The 19,557-nt window shown below is 72.7% G+C and carries 18 protein-coding genes; 8 read left to right on the plus strand and 10 right to left on the minus strand.

Annotated elements, in window-relative coordinates:
- Positions 1-188 precede the first annotated feature (188 nt).
- The 3 genes from C8K30_RS15115 to C8K30_RS15125 all read left to right on the plus strand — a co-directional run bounded on the left by C8K30_RS15115 (position 189) and on the right by C8K30_RS15125 (position 2,404).
- Entirely contained in the window at positions 189-752 is a 564-nt protein-coding gene (locus C8K30_RS15115; RefSeq protein WP_199230504.1) for an RNA polymerase sigma factor, read from the plus strand.
- A complete protein-coding gene (locus C8K30_RS15120; RefSeq protein WP_108493730.1) occupies positions 749-1,669 on the plus strand; it encodes a zf-HC2 domain-containing protein in 921 nt (306 codons plus the stop codon). Before C8K30_RS15115 ends, C8K30_RS15120 begins: the two co-directional genes overlap by 4 nt.
- Before the next feature lie 222 nt (positions 1,670-1,891).
- Positions 1,892-2,404, plus strand: a complete 513-nt coding sequence (locus C8K30_RS15125) for a hypothetical protein (RefSeq protein WP_108493731.1) — start codon at positions 1,892-1,894, stop codon at positions 2,402-2,404.
- 59 nt (positions 2,405-2,463) lie between these two features.
- Here the strand turns inward: C8K30_RS15125 and C8K30_RS15130 are convergent, their stop codons facing one another.
- The 9 genes from C8K30_RS15130 to C8K30_RS15170 form a co-directional block, all read right to left on the minus strand.
- Positions 2,464-3,111: a GntR family transcriptional regulator gene (locus tag C8K30_RS15130; RefSeq protein WP_108493732.1), complete on the minus strand. Its 648-nt coding sequence runs from the start codon at positions 3,109-3,111 to the stop codon at positions 2,464-2,466.
- Between the two features lie 148 nt (positions 3,112-3,259).
- Positions 3,260-4,357: an ABC transporter substrate-binding protein gene (locus tag C8K30_RS15135; RefSeq protein WP_233257190.1), complete on the minus strand. Its 1,098-nt coding sequence runs from the start codon at positions 4,355-4,357 to the stop codon at positions 3,260-3,262.
- 49 nt (positions 4,358-4,406) lie between these two features.
- The gene (locus tag C8K30_RS15140) at positions 4,407-5,270 is read right to left on the minus strand and encodes an ABC transporter permease (protein WP_108493733.1); all 864 of its coding nucleotides are present in this window, start codon (positions 5,268-5,270) and stop codon (positions 4,407-4,409) included.
- Positions 5,267-6,088: an ABC transporter ATP-binding protein gene (locus tag C8K30_RS15145; protein WP_108493734.1), complete on the minus strand. Its 822-nt coding sequence runs from the start codon at positions 6,086-6,088 to the stop codon at positions 5,267-5,269. The genes C8K30_RS15140 and C8K30_RS15145 overlap by 4 nt, the downstream gene beginning before the upstream one ends.
- Positions 6,085-6,714 (minus strand): 4-carboxy-4-hydroxy-2-oxoadipate aldolase/oxaloacetate decarboxylase, encoded by a 630-nt coding sequence (locus C8K30_RS15150; protein ID WP_108493735.1) that lies wholly within the window; start codon positions 6,712-6,714, stop codon positions 6,085-6,087. Before C8K30_RS15150 ends, C8K30_RS15145 begins: the two co-directional genes overlap by 4 nt.
- Positions 6,711-7,427 (minus strand): PIG-L deacetylase family protein, encoded by a 717-nt coding sequence (locus tag C8K30_RS15155; protein WP_108493736.1) that lies wholly within the window; start codon positions 7,425-7,427, stop codon positions 6,711-6,713. Before C8K30_RS15155 ends, C8K30_RS15150 begins: the two co-directional genes overlap by 4 nt.
- Positions 7,424-8,437 carry a DUF6282 family protein gene (locus C8K30_RS15160; RefSeq protein WP_233257191.1) on the minus strand — a complete coding sequence of 338 codons (1,014 nt, stop codon included), beginning with the start codon at positions 8,435-8,437 and terminating at the stop codon, positions 7,424-7,426. Before C8K30_RS15160 ends, C8K30_RS15155 begins: the two co-directional genes overlap by 4 nt.
- On the minus strand, positions 8,434-9,363 hold the full coding sequence (locus C8K30_RS15165) for an NAD(P)-dependent oxidoreductase (RefSeq protein WP_108493737.1): 930 nt from the start codon (positions 9,361-9,363) through the stop codon (positions 8,434-8,436). Before C8K30_RS15165 ends, C8K30_RS15160 begins: the two co-directional genes overlap by 4 nt.
- Before the next feature lie 236 nt (positions 9,364-9,599).
- Positions 9,600-10,610, minus strand: coding sequence for a LacI family DNA-binding transcriptional regulator (locus tag C8K30_RS15170; RefSeq protein WP_108493738.1), 1,011 nt, complete (start codon positions 10,608-10,610; stop codon positions 9,600-9,602).
- A gap of 200 nt (positions 10,611-10,810) precedes the next feature.
- Here C8K30_RS15170 and C8K30_RS15175 point away from each other — a divergent pair, with 200 nt between their 5' ends.
- Genes C8K30_RS15175 through C8K30_RS15195 form a run of 5 tightly spaced genes read left to right on the plus strand, consistent with a single transcriptional unit; the run spans position 10,811 to position 16,615 of the window.
- Positions 10,811-12,061: an extracellular solute-binding protein gene (locus C8K30_RS15175; protein WP_108493739.1), complete on the plus strand. Its 1,251-nt coding sequence runs from the start codon at positions 10,811-10,813 to the stop codon at positions 12,059-12,061.
- A 7-nt stretch (positions 12,062-12,068) separates the two neighbouring features.
- Positions 12,069-13,262, plus strand: coding sequence for a carbohydrate ABC transporter permease (locus C8K30_RS15180; RefSeq protein ID WP_233257192.1), 1,194 nt, complete (start codon positions 12,069-12,071; stop codon positions 13,260-13,262).
- Positions 13,259-14,113, plus strand: coding sequence for a carbohydrate ABC transporter permease (locus C8K30_RS15185; protein ID WP_108493740.1), 855 nt, complete (start codon positions 13,259-13,261; stop codon positions 14,111-14,113). The genes C8K30_RS15180 and C8K30_RS15185 overlap by 4 nt, the downstream gene beginning before the upstream one ends.
- Positions 14,110-16,269, plus strand: a complete 2,160-nt coding sequence (locus C8K30_RS15190) for a glycogen debranching N-terminal domain-containing protein (RefSeq protein WP_108493741.1) — start codon at positions 14,110-14,112, stop codon at positions 16,267-16,269. Before C8K30_RS15185 ends, C8K30_RS15190 begins: the two co-directional genes overlap by 4 nt.
- A gap of 43 nt (positions 16,270-16,312) precedes the next feature.
- Positions 16,313-16,615, plus strand: a complete 303-nt coding sequence (locus C8K30_RS15195; RefSeq protein ID WP_108493742.1) for a UBP-type zinc finger domain-containing protein — start codon at positions 16,313-16,315, stop codon at positions 16,613-16,615.
- Between the two features lie 194 nt (positions 16,616-16,809).
- Here the strand turns inward: C8K30_RS15195 and C8K30_RS15200 are convergent, their stop codons facing one another.
- Positions 16,810-19,455, minus strand: a complete 2,646-nt coding sequence (locus C8K30_RS15200; protein ID WP_108493743.1) for a glycoside hydrolase family 31 protein — start codon at positions 19,453-19,455, stop codon at positions 16,810-16,812.
- Positions 19,456-19,557: the final 102 nt, after the last annotated feature.

The following is a 19,557-nucleotide window of genomic DNA, read 5'->3' on the forward strand; positions in this document are numbered from 1 at the left end:
GGTTCCTCCTCGTTCTGGTCGTCCTCGTCGACGTCCGTCACAGGTCCTTACGTGGCTGGGCGCCCGGACGGATCTCTCGCAACGCTGCGAGATCCGGCCGAAGCGAGACCAGCCGGCGCGAGATCCGGCCGAGGCGAGATCCGGCCGAGGCGAGATCCAAGAGGCGTGCTCAGCACGTAAGGAAGGACATGACGGCATCGGACGAGGCGCTCCTCGCCGGGATGGCCGCGGACGATCCGGACGCGGCGGCCGTCTTCGTGCGCCGGCACCAGGCGCGGGTGTACGGGCTCGCGCTCTTCGTGGTCGGCATCCCGGCCGTGGCGGAGGAGGTGGCGCAGGAGACGTTCGTGCGCGCGTGGCGGCACGCCGACGCCTACGACCCGCGGCGCGGCCGCGCGACGACGTGGCTCCTCGCGATCGCCCGGCACGCCGCGATCGACGTGCTCCGCGTGCGGCGCGACATCCCCGTAGACCCGGTGGTCATGGTGGAGACGATCGCCGTGGAGCAGGTCGCCGATCCCGACCTGCTCGCGGACCGGGTCGCGACTGGCACCACGGTGAACGCCGCGCTCGCCCAGGTGCCGCGGGAGCAGGCGACGGCGGTGGTGCTCGCGGCGGTCTTCGGGCTCAGCGGGGCCGAGATCGCCGAGCGGACCGGCGTGCCGCTGGGGACCGCCAAGACGCGCATCCGGCTGGGGCTGCGGCACCTGCGCGACGAGCTGACGAGCAGGCGGGAGGTGGAAACGCCATGACGGAGACCGAACGGTGCGCCGAGCTGCGCGACGCGCTCACCGAGGTGGCGCTGGGCGTTGCCGACGGCACTACCCGGGGCGCGGTGATGGCGCACCTCGCGACGTGCGACCGCTGCCGGGAGGAGCTCTCGTCCCTGGCCGCAACGGCCGACGAGCTGCTCCTTCTCGTCCCGGAGCGGGAACCCTCGGCGGACTTCGAGGGCCGCGTGCTCGCACAGCTCACGCCCGACCGGGACGCGCGCTCACCGGCCGGGCCGGAACACCAGGCCGGGCAGGAAGACCCGGCCGGGCCGGTCCACCCGCAGAAGGTCCGGCGGCACCGGGCACGACGCGCGGTCCTCGCCGCCGCGATGGGGGTCAGCCTGCTCGGCGTCGGCGGCGCGGGCGTGTGGATCGCCATGGCACCCGACCGCGACCTGGCCGCTTCCTACCGCACGACGCTCGACACGGCTCACGGCCGCTACCTCGCGGCCGCGGACCTCATCACGGACACCGGGGACGCCGGCTCGACCGAGGACTCGGCGCGGTCCGTCGGCACCGTCTTCCTCTACGAGGGCGACCCCTCCTGGGCGTACGTGGTGGTCCGCGACGCCGGACCGGCGGCAAGCTACGACGTGGTCGTCACGGTCGACGCCGGAGCCGCCCCTGGCGGAGCAGCCCCCGACCGGGCGGCCCCCTACGGCGCCGACCCCGGCGGGGCGGACCCCGGCGGGGCGGACCCGAGCGGGACGGGCTCCGGAGCAGTCACCGTCGACGGCACTCGCGAGGTCGCGCTCGGGTCGTGCGTGGTGGTGGCAGGCAAGTGCTCGGCGGGCGGTCTGCTCGACGTCGCAGTGCACGACGTCGTGTCCGTACGGCTGACGGACCCGGGCGGCGCGACATGGGCGACCGGGACACCCCGCGCAACCTGGCCGTGACCGCCGGTGGGCAACCGCCAGCGCGTTACCGCCAGCGCGTTACCGCCAGCGCGTTACCGCCGGAGCGCAACCGTCGACGCGTGACCGTCAGTGCGTAACCGTCAGTGCGTAACCGTCGACGTCAGCCCAGTGGGCTGAACCTTCCGGTCCGGACGCAAGCGCGCGCACCCAGACGACACATACGTGACGGACCCCCAGCGTTGCCATCCCCGAGGAGCTCCCATGACGTGGCCCCGTCCCGCCGTCCCCGCCGTCCTGCTGGCCTTGCTCCTCGCCGGCTGCGCCGAGAGCGCAACCGGTGCACCGCCGACGTCCGTCCCCTCGCCCACGGCGACCACCACGCACGGCAACAAGTGGCCCGACGACGCCGACATGGACCAGCCGCCCCCGTTCGAGGTGCGGTACGACGACGAGGCGCTGGTCCTGTACCCCTACACGTTCTGCTACGACAACGGGTGCGCGGACGGGTTCGACGAGGACCCGCCCTCGATCGGCTCGCCGGCGCGGATCTACGTGCATGTGGCCGTCGCCGGCTTCTCCGAGCTCGCGGTCAGCCAGGTCGCGGGTGACTACGACGATCCCGATCTGACGGTCGAGGCCGACGCCGAACCGCTCGGCAACGGCTGGTGGCTGGTGACTCCCCGCGGCCCCGCCGACACGTATCTCGTGGAGCTGTTCGCCTCTGGCGACGGGGCCGGGGACATGGTCGCGGACGTGCGCTGGGAGACGCCGTAGGCCGTGCCACTCCCGCGACCTGGCGCCGCAGCACAACCGCCGGCCGCAGCACCACCACATCACAGCACCGCTGCCGCCGCCTCGGTCGCGGCCCGGTTCGTCTCCCGCATCGCGTCGAGCACGCTGTCGATGTGGGCGGCCATGGCGGCCTCGGCGGCGGAGCGGTCCCGTGCGCAGATCGCCTCGACGATCGCTACATGCTCCTTGACGGACTTCGCGGGCCGGCCCGGCTTCATCGCCAGCCGGTACTGATGCCGCACGAGCTGGCCGCGGAGCCGGACGATCAGCGTCCGCGCCGTCCGCTGGCCGCTGATCTCGTGGATGCGGGCGTGCAGCTGCCGGTTCAGCATCGCGTACTCGCCGACGTCGCCGCTGGTGGCGGCGTCGACCATCTGCGTGGCGACGCCGCGCAGCTCGGCGATCTCGTCGTCGGTGATGCGCTCCGCCGCTTTCCTCGCGCACAGCGACTCGAGAGCCCTGCGCACCTCGGTGATCTCGATGGCCTCGTCGAACGGGATGACGCGCACGCGGGCGCCGCGGTTCTGCACCCGTTCGACGAGCCCCTCCCCCTCGAGCCGGCCGAACGCGTCGCGCACGGCGGCCCGGGAGGCCCCGAACCGCTCGACGAGCTCGGACTCGATGAGCCGCTGTCCAGGCACCAGCTCACCCTCGAGGATGAGCGTCCTGATGTCCGCGTCCACAGCCATGTTCGAAGGTCTCCGTCCAGCAGTCGGGTCCGGCCTCGGGTTCTCCGGGGATTCTTTCAGCATCTTGTCGGGCGGCCCGCCTGGTCGGGCGGCCCGCCTGGTCGGGCGGCCCGCCTGGTCGGGCGGCCCGCCTGGTCGGGCGGCCCGCCTACTTCTCCTGGAGAGCCGACTCGATCCACGCGGAGGGCACCAGGTCGGCGTACGACGGCGGCTCGGGGATCAGCCCGCTCTCCTGGTGGAAGGCCGCGGACGTCTCGTACCCGCTCTCGGTGGGCACCGGCGACTCCGGGATCTCCTCCTGCAGCACCGGGGCCAGCAGCGCGACGGTGTCGGGGTTCATGGTCGACTGGTACTTCTGCAGCAGCTCGGCGGCGGCCGCGTCGTCGGTGCTGATGAGTTCCTCGGCACGCGCGATGCCGCGCACGAACGCCGCCGTCGCGTCCGGCTTGTGGTCCATCACCTCCTGGGTGGTGAAGAGGGCGCCGTGCACGGCGTCCGCCAGCTCGGGTACGTCGCCGCGGGCGGGCGAGATGAAGATGCGGCCGACGCCGGTGGCCTCGGCCTGCTCGCCGACCGGCTGGAAGAACGACAGCGCGTCGACCCGTCCGGCCTTGAGCGCGCCGACGGCGGCCGACGGGTCGGCGCCCAGGTTGACGAGCGTGACGTCGGTGGCCGTGTCGAGGTCCTGCTGCGCCAGCAGGTAGGAGACCAGTGCCTCGGTGCCGCTGCCCGGGCCGGTGATGCCGATGGCCTTGCCCTCGAGCGCGCCGACCTTCTCGTCGAGCGGCGCGTCGTCGAGCGACTCCGGAATGCCCTCCCCTGCGATGATGTCGACGTAGTACTCGTTGACCAGCGATCCGATCACGCGGGCGCCGTCGTTGATCTGGTAGAGGTTGTAGGCGTCGGTCATGACTCCGCCGGCGATGTCGATGCTGTCCGACTCGAGGGCCGCGGCGAGCTTGGCGCCGGTGCCGAGGCGCGGCCGCTCGGCCAGGGTGAGTCCCTCGTCCTCGAAGAAGCCCTGGTCCTCGGCGACGAAGATCGGGAAGAAGGCCACCGAGTCGCTGATCTGCCCCACGTCGAGGGTCATGGCGTCGGCGCCGGTGGCGGGCTCGGTGGCCCCGCGGTTGGCGCAGCCGGCGGCTGCCACCAGGCCGATCGCCAGCAGGGCGGCCAGCCGGGCCGTGCGGGTCGGAAGGGATCGGGTCGGAAGGGGTCGGGTCAGGCGTACACGTGTCGGGTTCACGAAGCTCCTCCTTGAGCTGGGTAAGACATGCCGAGAAATACACGAACGGTCAGGCGTCGAGCGGCTTCCACCGGCTGGTGCGGGCGTCGATGAGCCCCACCAGGCCGTTGAGGACCATGGCGATCGCGGACAGGACCAGCAGCGTCGCGAACACGCCGTCGGTGTCGAACTTCGCCGAGGAGTCGCTGATCAGGAAGCCGAGGCCCCGGTTGGACGCGACCAGCTCGCCGATGACGGCGCCGATGAGGGCGTACGGGATCGACACCCGCAGGCCGGTGAGCAGGCCCGTCATCGACGCGGGCAGCACCACCTTGAGCGCGATGTCCCGGCGGCTGCCGTTCATCAGCCGCACGGCGTCGATCAGGGCGGGATCGACCTGGTGCACCCCGGCGGCGGTGTTGATGAAGACCAGGAAGAACACCGACACCGCCGCGAGCAGCACCTTCATGTCCGTGCCGATGCCGAACCAGACGATGAACAGCGGGGCCAGCGCCACCTTGGGGATCGCGTACAGCGCCATGACGTACGGGTCGAGGATCGTCCAGACGACCCGGATCGGCGCGATCAGGTAGGCGAGGACGGCGCCCGCTCCGGCGCCGAGCACAAACCCGAGCACGATCTCCTGGATGGTGATCCAGGTGTTGGTCCACAGCGTGCCGTCCGCTACCCAGTCGGCGAGCCGGTCCCAGATGCCCAGCGGCGAGCTGACGTACTGCGGGTCGAGCACCGGTCCGGACAGCACCTGCCAGACGGCGACCAGCGCCACGAGGAGGGCGGTGCGCCACGCCCAGACCGTCGTCGTGCGGCCGTGCTTGTCCCGGAACCCGCGGGCGGCCTGCACCTGGAGCGGGCCACCGGCTCCGGCTTCGGTGCCGGCCCCGGCCCCGGCCACAGCCCCGGTCGTCGCGGTCATCGTGCGCCCTCCTTCAGTGCGGCGGACAGGCTCTTGTGCAGGGCGACGAACCGGGGATCGACCCGGACCTCGTCCGGGTCGCGCGGCCGGGCCAGGTCGACCTCGACGTCGAGCAGCACCGACCCGACCGGGCCGAGCACCACCACGCGGTCGGCGAGCAGCAGCGCCTCCTCGATGTCGTGGGTGACGAAGACGACGGTGCGCCCGGTCCCCTGCCACAGCCGCAGCAGCTCGCCCTGCAGCTCGGTGCGGAGCTGGGCGTCGAGCGCGCCGAACGGCTCGTCGAGCAGGAGGGTCTCCGGGTCCGCGGCGAGCATGCGGGCGAGGCTCGCCCGACGGCGCATCCCGCCCGACAGCTCGCGGGGAAAGTGGTGCTCGAAGCCCCCCAGGCCGACCAGCTCGATCAGCCGCTGCGCCTCCTGGCGCCGGGACCTCTTGTCCTGGCCGCGCAGCTCGCGCGGCATCTCGACGTTGCGGGTGACGTCCCGCCACGGCATGAGCGTGTCGTGCTGGGTCAGGTAGCCGATCTCCGTGCTGGGGCCGGTCAGCGCGCTGCCCCGGTAGAGGATCTGGCCCGACGTCGGCCGGGTGAGGCCGGCCATCAGGTTCAGCAGCGTCGACTTGCCGCAGCCGCTGCGGCCCAGGAGCACGAGGAACTGCCCGGGCCGGACCGTGATGCTGAACTCGCGCAGCGCAACCAGGTCCTGGTCGCCCTTGGGGAAGTGCTTGGCGAGGTCGCGGACCTCGAGGACACCGTCGGCCTCGGTCCCGGCCGTGGCCGGGCCAGGAGCGGGAGTAGGGGCGGTCGTCGCGCTCATCGGAGGTCCCTCTCTTTCTCGCGCAGTCCGTGGATGTCGTAGCTGAGCTCGCCTGCGCGCAGGCGCTCGCGCATGCCCGCCTCGCGGGCAAGCCGCGCGCGGGTGGCCTCGAGAACGTCCGGCAGGTCCGTCCGGGGCACGACGACGGCGCCGTCCCGGTCGAGCACGACGACGTCGCCGTCCCGGATCGTCTGGCCGCCCACCTCGACGGGGACGTCGAGCTCGCCGGGGTCGGCGCGGAACGCACCGCGCACCCGCACCCACCGGGTCCACACGGGCAGGCCCAGCTCGCGCACGTCGTCGACGTCGCGCACCGCGGCGTCGACCAGCATGGCCGCTGCGCCGTGCACCTGGGCCTGGGTGAGGAGCAGGTCCCCCACGAGGCCGACGGGGCGCGGCTCGGGCATGGCGAGGACGAGCACCTCACCTGGCCGGAGCACTGACATCGCCCTGTGCACCGCGAAGTTGTCGTCCTGGGCGCAGGCCACGACCCGGGCGGGTCCCGCGGCGCGGGTGCCGGGCACGAGCTGCTGGAGCTCGACGTCGACCAGGCCGCGCCGGCCCGCTGCCTCGTACACGGTGGCGACCCCGGCCTCGGCGAGCTCCCGGTACACCGTGGCGTTCACAGCGCACCCACCACGTTCGGGACCAGGCGCTGGAACGCCTCGGCCTGGCGGATCGTCTTGTCGCCGGTCACCTTGCGGGCGTGGTTGCCGCGATGCCCGGCGCGCTCGGTGTAGTACTCGCGCAGGTAGCTCTGCGCGGCCATCGCGGACATGGCCTCGACCTTCCGGTCCATGACGGACGTTATGTCGACGAAGACGGTCGGCACGAACCCGCACAGCTCCGGCTGGTGCGGCTCGAACACCAGGAGCTCGGTGGGCGGGACCGTCTTGAAGCCCGACTCGACCCCGGCGCCCGAGGTCAGCAGCCGCGCCTGGGTCGCCGCGGTGAACGCCACCGGGTGGTCGGGGTTGAACGGGTCCTTGTCGGGGTGGGTGAGGATCACGTGCGGCGCGAGCTCGCGCATCAGCACGGCCAGGCGGTCGACGGCGTCGGGCCCGACGCGCAGCGGGTAGTCGCCGAGGTCGAACGCGACCAGCTCGGCGCCGACGGCCGCGGCGGCGGCCTCGGCCTCCTTGTGCCGCACCGCCTTGACGTTCTCCTCGGTCTGCCCTTCCTCTTTCCAGAGCTCGCCGGACTCGCCGCGCTCGCCGTAGGAGAGGGCGACGACGACGGACTCCCCGCCGGCGGCCGTGTTCTTGGCGATCGCTCCGGAGGCGCGCCAGACGAAGTCGGCGCTGTGCGCGCCCACGACCAGGAGCCGGCGGCCGCTCATGCGCGCACCCGGCCGGCGTCGACCGAGATCTCAGCCGGCGCGTCGACCACCGCGAGCCGCCGGGAGTTGACCACGGTCATGGTGTGGACCTCGTCCTCGGAGAAGCCGTTGGCCAGGAAGCCGTCGGCGAGCAGCGCCAGGCCGTCCTCGACGGGCGGGTTGAAGGGCTGCCCCAGGTCGCTCGACAGGACCGAGTGCTCGGGCCCGACCCGCCGGACGTGTTCGTAGAACTGCTCCCACGTGACCTTGCCGCTGTGCGGGGTCGTGAAGCACCGCTCCATGAGGGCGCCGTACTCGGCCAGCTCGCGCTGCGCGTCGACGGGCACCCGCTGCGAGGTGAACTCGGGGTGCGTCACCACTATGCGGCGCACGCCCGCCTCGGCCGCCGCGCGAACCACCTGGAGGATCTCCGCGCCGGACAGGTGGCCGGTCGCGAGCACCAGGTCGTGCTCGGCGATGAGGTCGAGCACGTCGCGCAGGGCCTGCACCGGGCCGTTGTCGTCGACGACCGGGATGGCGGGCGCCATGATGCCGCGCGCGGCGAGGTCGTCCTGGATCTGGGCCCACATCGGCGGGACGGCGCCGGCGGGCGCCTGGGCGCGGCTCTCGCGCTGGTTGGTGCAGTCGACGGTGGGCAGCCACACGACGCGGGCGCCCTGGCGGGCAGCGATCTCGACGGCCACGGGGTTGAGCCCGCCGACCGAGGCGTTGAGCGTGATGGCACCGAGGACGTCGGCGCCGGGAACGACCTTGCGCACGTTCTCGGCGCGCTCCGCCGTCGGCACGTAGTGGGACTTGAGCACAAATCCCGCCAGGCCGACGTCGACGAAGCGCTGGGCGAGCTCGATGTCGCCGACGCGCCGCTGCATCACGTCGGGGGCGACGTGCACGTGCGTGTCGTATGCGCCTCGGACGAGCTCGCGGGCTCGGGTCGACGGGACGGGGTGCACCGGGTGTTCTGTCGTGCGGCTTTCGGCCGGGTCGCCGCCGGTCGGGTGGCTGTCAGTCATGCGGTCCGCTCCTTTGCGTGAGTAGTTCTTGCGTGGGTGGCGTCGTTGCGGCTGGCGTCGTTGCGGCTGGCGTCGTTGCGGCTGGCATCGGCGCGGCTGGCATCGGCGCGGCTGGCATCGACGCGGCTGGCATCGACGCGGCTGGCATCGACGCTGCCGACAGCGGCGAGCTCGGCCAGGAGGTCGTGGCTCGCGCGGGCGATGCGGGGCTCGACGCCGAGGTCGACAAGCAGCGCGGCGGCCGCGGCCATCTCGTGCGACCGGCGCACGGCGTGCTCGACCGACCCGGTGACGAGCCGCTCGACCGTCGTGCTGTCCGCGCGGGCGAGCTCGTCGGCGATGTTGTCGCGCAGCCAGGGCTCCAGCCCGGCAGCGCGCGCGGCCGCGAGGGCCTCGACGACGGCGGCCGCGAGGCCCTTGAAGAAGACGCTGCGCAGCAGCTTGCGCGTGGCGGCTTCCCCGGGTTCGCCGTCGACGATCTCGGCCCCGGCGCCGAGCGGCGTGAGAATCTCGGCGAGGCGCCGGGCTCCCGGGCCGCTGGCGAGCATGGGCGTGCGCAGACCCTTGCCCGGCACGGGGGTCAGGAGGGCGACGTCGGCGAAGACCGAGGTCTCGGACGCCTCGGCGAGCGCGGCGGTGAGGTCGCGCTTGAGGCCCGCGCTCCCGGTGTTGAGGTCGGCCCAGACCGCCTGGCGTGCGGCCGGGGCGCCGTTGCGGAGCGCGGTCGTCGCGTCGGCGGCGCTGTTGACGCTCAGGACGACGTCGGCGCCGGTGACGGCCTCAGCCTCGCTGCGATGCTCCTGGACACCCGCCGGCGCGGGCCTGACCGGGTCGTAGCCCTGGACCACCGCGCCGGCCTCGACGAGGTCGCTCGCGATCTCCGAGCCGGCTTCGCCCAGCCCGAGCACTGCCACACGTACGGACATCCTTGGCCGCCTCCTCAGGTGTCGACAACAATGTCAACAATTCGGTCGACACCGAGTATGACCGGACGGTGGCGCCCACGCAAGACCCGCCCGCGAACAGCCCAAGACCAAGGACTGACCTACGTTCAGCAGGCTGTAGGGAGCCATAACCCCGGGCGCAACGGCTCCCTACAGCCTGCTGAACCGACGTCAGGAGCAGTGGTCCGCGTCAGCGGACCACCAGGCGGGAGCCCGCGTCAGCGGACGACGAGGCGGGGCTCGACCAGCACGTAGGCGCCCTCTTCTTCCGGGTCGCGCCGGAGGACGACGCTTCCCGTGGGCCCCATCAGCAGGTCCAGCACCCCGGCGGCGACCTGCTCGGGGAGCTGCTCGACGCTGCTGATGCCCAGCGCCTCGGCGGCGGGAGTGTTGTCGAACCCGACGACCGGCAGCTCCGGCCGCCCGAGTGCGGTGGCGGCCAGGTGCGCACCGATCGCGAGCGCGTCGCTCACGCAGACGATCGCGTCCAGGGCCGGGTCGGCCGCGAGCGCCGCACCGACCAGAGCCCGGGCCAGGCCGACGCTCTCCTCGGTGTGCCACCGGGGGCCGGAGGCGCCGGCGTGGGACATCGCCTCGTGCCAGCCGCGGGCGCGGTCGTCCCCGGTCCCCGATCCTTCCGGCCAGCCGAGGAAGGCGATCCTCGGGCCCGCGTGTTCGAGCAGGTGCCGCGTGGCGGCACGGGTCCCGGCGGCGCCGTCGACGTCGGCCCAGGAGTGTGCGGGCACGTCCACGTCGTCGGCCCGCCAGGGGCGGCCGAACGAGACGAAGGGCACGTCGCGTGCCTGCAGCCAGGTCGTGCGGGTGTCCTCGTGGGACGTGCCCGTCAGCACGATGGCGTCGATCTCGCCGCCGTCGACGAGGTCGCCCATGCGGTCGATCTCCTCGGCGGGCGTGCGTGCCGCGTAGAGCAGCACACGCATGCCGCGCTCGCTGGCGCGCTCGGTGAGGGCGTGCACGAACCGGTCGAGCACGACCCCGGAGACGCCGCCCGCGTAGGGGTCGAGGCGCACCCCGATGGTGGAGCTGCGCCGGGTGCGCAGCTGGCGCGCGGCGGCGTGGGGGCGGTAGCCGAGCTCGGCGATCGCGCGCTGGACGCGTTCGCGGGTGGGGCCGCGCACGATGCCCGGGGAGTTCAGCACGTTCGAGACGGTCTGGCGGGAGACGCCGGCGGCGCGGGCGACGTCCTCCACCGTGGGGGCCTTCGCCATGGTGACCCCCCTCCCGCCTGCTGTCGTGAATGTCCGAACGGTCATCCTAAGGCGGCGCGGCCAGACCTTGACACCGCGCCCGGGCTCTCCCTAGCCTCCCTACTGGGGAAATTTGATCGTTCAAACCCATCATCGGTCGAGGATCGATCGAGCACCACCCGTTACCTCAGAACTGCCTGCCTCATCAAAGGAGAAGAGACATGACACGGCCCAGCTCGCGGAAGCTCGTCGGCGCGGGGGCCCTCCTCGTCGCCGGCGCGCTCGCGCTCACCGCCTGCGGCGGTTCCGGCTTCGACGAGCCCGCCGAGGAGGAGGCCGGCGGGCTCACGAGCTCCGACGACGCGCTCTCGGTGCTCATCGGCTCGTCCGGCGACGCCGAGACCGATGCGGTCACCGACGCCGTCGCCGCCTGGTCGGAGGAGTCCGGCGTGACGGCCGAGGTCCAGGTCGCCAGCGACCTGCCCCAACAGCTCTCGCAGGGTTTCGCCGCCGGCACCCCGGCGGACCTGTTCTACCTCGCCCCCGAGGCGATCGCCGGCTACGCCGACAACGGGTCGCTCCAGCCGTACGGCGACCTCCTGGCGAACAAGGACGACTTCTACCCCTCGCTCGTGGAGAACTTCACCGTCGACGGCACGTTCTACTGCGCGCCGAAGGACTTCTCGACGCTCGGACTCGTCATCAACACCCAGCTCTGGGCGGACGCGGGCCTGACCGACGCCGACATCCCGACCACCTGGGACGAGCTGGCGACGGTGGCCAAGACCCTCACCACGGACGACCAGGTGGGCCTCTCCTTCGGCGCGGAGTACCAGCGCGTCGGCGCCTTCATGGCCCAGGCCGGCGGCGGCCTGGTGGTCGACGGCGAGCCCGTCGCCGACAGCGAGGGCAGCGTGGAGGGCCTCGACTACGTGCAGACCCACCTGAAGGACGGCACGTTCGCGTACTCGTCCGACCTCGGCGCGGGCTGGGGCGGCGAGGCCCTCGGCAAGGAGCTGGCGGCGATGGTTGTCGAGGGCAACTGGATCACCGGTGCCATGAGCGCGGACTTCCCCGACGTCGAGTACACGGTCGCCCAGCTGCCGGCCGGGCCGGCCGGCCAGGGCACCCTGCAGTTCACGAACTGCTGGGGCATGGCCGCCGACAGCCCCAACCAGGAGGCCGCGCTGGACCTCGTCGAGTACCTCACGAGCACCGAGCAGCAGCTCGCCTTCTCGGAGGCGTTCGGACCCATGCCGTCGATCCAGTCGGCCGCGGCCGACTGGATGAGCGCGAACCCCGACCTCGGCGCGTTCCTGGACGGGGCGGCCTACGCACAGTTCCCGCCGAACTGGGCCGGTGCCGCCGACGTCATCACCGACCTCAACGCCCAGCTGGAGTCGCTCGAGACCGGCAACCCCCAGGAGATCCTCGAAACGGCGCAGTCGAACCTCGAAGCGATCGCCGAGTAGGACGCGGATGTCCGTTCTCGCGTCGCCGCGTGACGCCATGCCCCGCCGTGCCGGGTCCCCCCGCGGGATCCGGCACGGCGAGGCCCTGGCCGGCTGGCTCTTCACGCTCCCCGTGCTGCTGATCCTGGGCGTGTTCCTGCTCGTCCCCGTCCTGATGGCCCTGTGGGTCAGCTTCTCGGACTGGTCGGGACGCGGCAGCCCCCTGTCGTCCGGCGTCGGCTTCGTGGGGCTGGACAACTACGCGGCGGTCACCACCGGCGGCGGGCTCGCAGAGCGCGACTTCGGCATCGCCATGCGCAACAACGCCTGGTACGTGCTGCTGGTCGTCCCGCTGCAGACGGGCCTGGCCCTGTTCCTCGCGGTGCTCGTGAACCGCGCGGTGCTCCGGGGCCGCGGCGTGTTCCGCACGGCGTTCTACTTCCCGTCGGTCACGAGCTCCGTGGCGATCACGGTGCTGTGGCTGTTCCTGTTCTCGACGTCGGGCGTCGTCAACGCGATCCTCGCGCGGGTCGGCATCGCCGGGCCCAACTGGTTCAACGACCCGAGCGGCGTGCTGCACAACCTGCTGGGCGCGCTCGGCGTCCGGTCCGGTCCGGAGGCCCTGACGCAGCACGGCTTCCTCGGCGTCTCGTGGTGGGACTGGCTGGCCGGTCCCTCGGTGGCGATGTCGGCGTTCGTGGTCATGGCGATCTTCACGACGAGCGGCACGTTCATGCTGCTGTTCATCGCTGGCCTGCAGAACATCGGCCCCGACATCGACGAAGCGGCCATGATGGACGGCGCCAACGCCTGGCAGAGGTTCTGGCGCATCACGCTCCCCCAGCTGCGGCCGACGCTGTTCACGGTCCTCACGCTCGGCCTCATCGGCTGCTGGCAGGTCTTCGACCAGATCTACACCGGCACGCAGGGCGGGCCAGGCAAGACCACCCTGACGCCCGCCTACCTCAGCTACCGGTCGGCGTTCCTGTCCCAGGACTGGGGCCAGGGCGCGGCGATCGCGTTCATCCTGTTCGTCATCATCGTGCTCCTCACGATCCTGCAGCGCTGGATCCTGCGCGAGCGCCCGGACGTCCGGCGTCGGCCACGACGCGGCCCGCGGAAACTGACCGGCGGGAACGGGCCCGGCGTCGTCGAAGCCGGTGCGGGTGGGCCAGCTGGCGGGCCGGCGAGCGAACCCAGCGCAAAGGAGGACGCGCGATGAACCGCACCGCACGCCGGCTGCCGCGCAGAACGCTCGCCTGGCAGGTCGCCCTCTACGGGCTGCTGATCCTCCTGGCGCTCGTCTACGTGTACCCGTTCCTGGTCCAGCTGGCGACGTCCCTCAAGACGGAGGCGGACGCCGCTGCCGACCCCGTCTCGCTGGTCCCGAACCCCCTGACCTGGGCCGCCTACGGGCGCCTGTTCCTGCGGTCGGACTTCCCCGTGTGGTTCGCCAACTCCGCCGTCGTGACCGTGCTCGTGACCACCGGGCGCGTGTTCTTCGACTCGCTGGCGGGCTACGCGCTGGCCAGGCTGCGCTTCCGCGGGCGCGGCGTCGTCTACGCGGCGCTCGTCGCGGTCATGGCCGTGCCGACCGTCGTGCTGCTCATCCCGAAGTTCCTCGTCATCAACCAGCTCGGCATCTACGACTCGTACGCGGGCATGGTCCTGCCGCTGCTCGTCGACGCGGCGGGCGTGTTCATCATGAAGAACTTCTTCGAGTCGATCCCCGCATCGGTCGAGGAGCAGGCGCGCATCGACGGCGCCGGCACGTTCCGGATCTTCTGGTCCGTGGTGCTGCCCATGGCCCGGCCCGCGCTCGTCACCATCGTGATCCTGTCGTTCCAGGGGTCGTGGAACGAGCTGAGCCACTTCATCGTCGCCGCCCAGTCCCCCGAGCTGACGACCCTCACCAAGGGCGTCGCGTCGCTCGCGAGCGGCCAGCTCAGCCAGGGCAGCCAGTACCCGATCAAGCTCGCCGCCGCGGCGATCATGACCATCCCCGTGGCGGTCGTGTTCTTCGTGTTCCAGCGGCGCATCATGAACACCAGCGAAGGAGCCGTCAAAGAGTGACCCCCTCCACCGAGCGCACCCCGCAGCAGCCGCTACAGCCACTGCAGCCCCTGCTCAGCGACGCCGTCATCGCCCTGCGCGCCCCGACCCAGGTATGGTCCGGCCGCGACGGCGACCTCGGCGGCGCACCGATCGACGGCGTTTACCACGGCGACGTCCGGCACGTGCGCGGGCTGACGCTGGAGTGCGCCGAGTCGGCAGTCGAGTACATCTCCGTCGCCCCGGAGGGCGCCTCGCACGTCGTGTTCGGCGGCCTCCTGCGCGGGGCCGACGACGACCAGCCCGATCCCAAGGTCCGGCTGGTCCGCGACCGCCGGGTGTCCGACGGCTCGCTGGCCGAGACCTGGACGGTGAGCTCACACCTCCCCGAGGCGACCCGGGTGACCCTCCGCCTGCGGCTGCGCCCCGACTTCGCGGTGATGCACGACGTCAAGGCGGGCCTCGCGGGCACCGGCAGCGACTCCACCACCGGGACCGGCGACGGCCCGGGGGACGGCTTCGTCAACGACGACGGCCTCGTCAACGACGACGGCGACGGCCTCGTCGACGACGACACCCACGTCAACGGCCTCGTCAACGACGACGGTGACGGCGACGGCCAGGGCGACCTCGACGTCACCGTGGCCCCCGGCTCGGCGACGGCCCGCTCCGGAACCCGCTCGTTCACCCTGACGGCCGCCGGTGCGACGGTGACCACCGGCGCGACCGGCGAGATCGAGGCGACCTGGCCGCTCGACGTCCCCGCCCGCGGCCAAGCAGAGGCCGCCTGGTCGCTCGCCCTGCACGACGACTCCTTGGTCGTGCGGGGCGCGGACGGCACGTGGCCCGGCAGCTCGCCCGGCACGTGGCCCGGCAGCCCGTCCGGCGCCGACCCAGCAGACGTCCCGCCCGGCGCCGACCCCCGCCTCGGCCGCTGGCTCGACACCGCGCTCGACGACCTCGACGCCCTGCGGCTCGCCCTCCCCGACCACCCGGCCGACGAGTTCTTCGCCGCCGGCGCGCCGTGGTTCTTCACGCTGTTCGGCCGCGACGCCCTCTGGGCGGCCCGGCTCGCACTCCCGCTCGACACCCGGATCGCCGCCTCCACCCTGCGCGTCCTGGCGCGGCTGCAGGGCACCACCAACGACGTCGCGACCGCCCAGGAGCCCGGCAAGATCCTGCACGAGCTGCGCGCGACGCCGCTCGAGATCCCCGGCGAGGGCGTCGTCCTGCCCCCGCTGTACTACGGCAGCGTCGACTCCACCCCGCTGTGGGTGTGCCTCCTCGCCGACGCGTGGCACGCCGGCATGCCCGACGACGACGTCGCCGCCCTCCTGCCCGCCCTGCGCCGCGCCCTGACCTGGCTCCTGGAGCACGGCGACAGCGACGGCGACGGGTTCATCGACTACATCGACCGCTCCGGGCGCGGGCTGGCGAACCAGGGCTGGAAGGACTCCGGCGACTCCATCCAGTGGCGCGACGGAACCCTCGCCGAAGGGCCGATCGCGCTCTGCGAGGTCCAGGGGTACGCCTACGAGGCGGCGCTCGCGGGCGCGGACCTCCTCGAGGCGTTCGACCCAGCGCCGTCGGGCCCCCTGCACTCGGCCGCGCTCCGCGCCTGGGCCGCGGACCTGCGTACCCGGTTCGCGCAGGCGTACTGGGTCGAGACCCCCGAGGGGCGGTACCCGGCGGTCGCGCTGGACCGGGACAAGCGCCCGGTCGACACGCTCACGAGCAACATCGGGCACCTGCTCGGCACCGGCATCCTCGACGCGACGGAGGAGGGACACGTCGCCGACCTCCTGCTCGGGCCCACGATGTCCACCGGGTTCGGCATCCGCACGATGTCCGCCGGCGCGGCGGGGTACTGGCCGCTGTCGTACCACGGCGGCAGCGTCTGGACCCACGACACCGCCATCGCGGTGCACGGCATGCACCGGGCCGGGCTCGCCGAGCACGCCCGGCAGGCGGTGGACGGCCTGCTCGCCGCGGCGGAGGGCTTCGCCTACCGGGTCCCCGAGCTGCACTCGGGAGATCCCGCCACACGCGCCGGCGTTCCAACGCCCTATCCAGCCGCCTGCCGGCCGCAGGCGTGGTCGGCGGCGGCGGCGATCACGTGCCTGGCCGTGTCCCGGGTGGACCTCGACGCCCGCACGAGCCGCCTCCCGGCGACCTAGAATCTGCCGGAGGCAGGGCGCCGGACGACGGGAGACCAAGACCATGAGCGAGACCACGAGCAACGGATGCACGCACCTGGACCAGGTCGCCGTGCTCGAGCCCGAGAACCGCGAGAGCTGCCCGGAGTGCATCGCCGTCGGCGGCCGGTGGGTGCACCTGCGCAGCTGCCTCGTGTGCGGGCAGGTCGGCTGTTGCGACGACTCCCCGGCCCGGCACGCGACGGCGCACTACCGGGCCACGGGCCATCCGCTGATCCGGTCGGTCGAGCCCGGCGAGGGCTGGGGCTGGTGCTACGAGGACGAGGTAACGCTCCGGACCGCCGAGGTCCAGGCCGCGGCCCGCTGACGGTGGGCCTCCGGATCCTGTAAACAGTTCGAGCAACGCCTCCCCGTTCGGCTGCTGACAGTTGCCCCAGCCGATTCGGCAGTTGGCATCGAGATCGGCTCAGGCCTGGACCGATCTCGATGCCAACTGCCGCCGTCACTGCAAACTGCCGAGGTCGCAAGGGTGCTGGGGTCGAGACCTCGCCCGACGCAGGGTCAGCGCGCCTCCGGGTCGACCGCGGCGAGCTGCTCGATCAGCGCCGACCGCACAGCCTCCGGCAGGTCGACGGCAGTGAGCTCCGCCAGCCTCTCGGCCACGCTCCGCTCGCTGCTGACAACGTCCCACGCCTCGAGCTTCTCCGGGTTGCCCATCTGCGCGGCCTCCAGGATCTCGCGCGCGGCCTCCCGCCGGTCCGAGCCGACCGGCAGCGGCCCGCCCTCGATCCGCACGACGGTCTCCCCTGCAGCGGACGCCGCTGTCGGCACAGACCCAGCCGTGGGTGCGGACGCGCTCACGCTCCACCGCCCGTCGACGCCGCTCACCTCCGCGGGCACTCCGTTCACCGTCACCGGGCCGCCCGGCAGCGCGGCGAGGAACGTCACCGTCCACTGCCGGTTCGCGGGCAGCACGGTGGTGTTCCCCGTCGCGGCTCCGATCCGGAACTCGCCACGTTCCCGGTCCCACGACAGCATGGTCCGCGCCGCCGGCCCCGCGCCCTGGCCGATCGCGCCGCCTGCTGCCACGCCGTCACCGGCCACGCCGTCACCAGCCACGCCATCGCCAGCCACCCCGTCACCGGCCACCCCGTCACCAGCCACGCCATCACCAGCCAGACCATCGCCAGCCAGACCATCGCCAGCCCGACCATCGCCAGCCGCACTGCCGCCGGTCGCCCCATCGGCGGTCGGATCGACGCCGGTCGCGCCGTCCTCCGCATCCTCGGCAAGCACCAGCTCACCCGACACCGCCGGCGCCACCAGCACCTCGAACGCCGTCGGGTTCCGGGTGGCGTCGAGGTCGGGTCCGGCGTCGAGCGGGAGGATCCCGCCCGCGCGGAGCAGGACCGGGACGGACGCGTCCGTCCGGTGCATCTCCACGGTGCGGCCGCCCTGGTAGACGGCGTTGGTGAAGATGTCGGTCCACAGGCCGTCGGGCAGCCATACCCGCACGCTCCCCCGCAGCGACTCGGCATCCCGGGGCGACGTGATCGGTGCGACCACGAGCTCGCTGCCGAAGGCGTACTGGTTGCGTACGCCGTACGCCTCCGTGCGTCGCGGCTCCAGGTGGTACATCGGCCGGACGAGCGGCACCCCCGCGGCGGCCCGGTGGTTCATCGTGTGCAGGTAGGGCACCATCCGATGCCGGAAGCGCAGCGCGTCCTCCATCGCCGCGCGGTGCTCCGGCGGAAAGACCCACGGCTCCTTGCGGATGAACGGGTTGTTCGCGGAGTGGAGCCGCATGATCGGCGAGAAGACGCCGAACTGCACCCACCGGGTGGCAAGCTCGTCGTCGCGCACGCCGCGCGTGTGGCCGCCGATGTCGTGGCTCCACCAGCCGTAGCCGATGTTGGCCGCCGTGGCGGTGAACTCGGGCTGGAACGCCAGCGACGCCCACGAGACGACGGCGTCGCCGGAGAACCCGACCGCGTACCGGTGGCTCCCGGGCCCGGCATACCGGGAGAACGTCATGCCCGGCCCGCCGTCCCGGGCGGCGTCGAGGTGGTGGTAGTGGTTCAGCACCCACAGCGGGTCCACGCCGGGCAGGCCCGAGCTGCGGCCCTGCTGCCAGTCGATCCACCAGAAGTCGACGCCCTGGGCCTCCAGCGGGTGGTGCAGCTCCCGGAAGTAGGCCCGGACGAAGGCCGGATCGATCGGGTCGAATCCGATGGGCTGCTCGCTGCCCGGGTCCACGCCCATGGCGCGGGCCATCGCGGGGTAGGCGTCCTCGAAGGCGCGGACGCCGTCGGCCGGGTGCAGGTTCAGGGTGGTGCGCAGCCCGCGCGCGTGCAGCGCGCTCAGGAAGCCCGCCGGGTCCGGGAAGAGCGAGGGCTCCCACGAGTAGCCGGTCCAGCCGTTGCCGAACTGCGCGGGCACGGACTCGACCCGGTGCCAGTCCATGTCGATCACTGCCACGGAGAACGGGATGCGCTCCTCCTTGAAGCGGTCCATGAGCGCCAGGTAGGACTCGTCGCTGTACGGGTGGTAGCGGCTCCACCAGTTGCCGAGCGCCCAGCGCGGCAGCCGCATCGGGTGCCCGGAGACCTGGTACAGGTCGCGGACGGCGTCGGCGTAGTCGCGGCCGTGGGCGAACACGTACAGGTCCCGCCGGCCGGGGTTGCGCACGCCGAGCCACCCGTCGTCCTCGAACAGGAACGACGTCGAGTCGTCGACGACGCCGATCCCGCCGGGCGCCACGACGCCCGGCTCCAGCTCCGTCCGGCCGTCGACGTCGTCGAGCGTCCTTGCCGTGCCCCCGAGGTCCCGGGCCGGCTCGCCGTACCGCCAGCGCCCGGAGTCGTTCCCCAGGATCTCCACCACGAGCCCGCTCGGGGAGAGCTCCGCGCCGTCGTAGCGCAGCCGGGCGCGCTCCGTGGTGAGCACCACCCCCGCGCCGACCCGCTCGACGGCGTAGTCGACCGGTGGCAGGTCACGCCGGATCGCGAACGTGGAGGCGCGGTCCTCGAACCCGCCGTCCGCCGAACGCTCGATCCGGAAGACGCCGTCGGAAAGGACGGTGATCCGCCAGCCGGCGCCGTGCACCTGCTGGTCGGTCCGTGCGCGCGGCGCCGCCTCCGCCAGGGGCCGGACGACGGGCAGGCTGGAGACAGGGCTGGACCTACGGCGATCGACGATCTCTGACATGGCTCTCCTTCGGCGATGAGCGACGGCGACATGGAGCCGTTCCATGATGCAAGGAAGGCGGAGAGCCCGACGGCCGCGTTCCGTCAAACCTGTGCCCGGCCC

It is taken from the genome of Promicromonospora sp. AC04 (assembly GCF_003058225.1).
In the GTDB taxonomy this organism is placed as follows: domain Bacteria; phylum Actinomycetota; class Actinomycetes; order Actinomycetales; family Cellulomonadaceae; genus Promicromonospora.